We start from the raw sequence: 633 nt of genomic DNA, 5'->3' as shown, positions 1-633 counted from the left end.
CACTCCGGGGCCTTTTTTCATTTAGGGGTTTTCCCCCCTTTTTTCATGCATTAGCTAAGCTTGTAAATATGAACCTTTAAATTAGTTAAATTTATAGTTAACATTTTTAAAATTAATGAGTTATGAAAACGAAGACCACAACCACCGCACTCACATGCCTGCTATTGATCATGTTTATTTTTACAGGATATGCCCAGGTGTTACCTCCGGATTCTATGGGAGAGAAAGTTTATAATGAGTATAAGGCCAATGGTGTAAAAAAAGCTATAGCCAAATACCAAACCCTCAAAAAAAAATGAAACTAAAGAGTTGACCCAGGCAGACCTTAATCTTGTAGGATACAAGATCATGAATGAAGACAAAGACATGGATGCGGCCGAAAAGATTTTTAAATTAAACATGGAAGAACACCCTAAAGCCGCTAATCCCTATGATTCTTATGGAGATTACCTGGTGGAAAAAGGAAACGAAAAAGAAGCTAAAGAATACTTCAAAAAGTCGGCTGAAATGTCCCGGGACTCCAAAGATGATTGGGAAAAGAACACCCTACACCCTCAAACCAAAAGTAAACTGGCGAAGATAGATAAGAAGCATTTACAAATGGATTTCCTGCTCGGCGACTGGAATAGTGAT

The 633-nt window shown here is 37.8% G+C and carries 2 protein-coding genes; both read left to right on the top strand.

What is annotated here, in order from left to right; genetic code table 11:
* The first annotated feature begins 122 nt into the window (after positions 1–122).
* Positions 123–299: a hypothetical protein gene (locus HC175_RS16260; protein ID WP_168139440.1), complete on the top strand. Its 177-nt coding sequence runs from the start codon at positions 123–125 to the stop codon at positions 297–299.
* A gap of 10 nt (positions 300–309) precedes the next feature.
* On the top strand, positions 310–633 hold a 324-nt coding region (locus HC175_RS16255; RefSeq protein WP_168139439.1), incomplete at its 3' end, for a tetratricopeptide repeat protein.

The organism is Salinimicrobium oceani (assembly GCF_012037645.1).
This window is presented reverse-complemented; position numbering and strand designations above follow the sequence as displayed.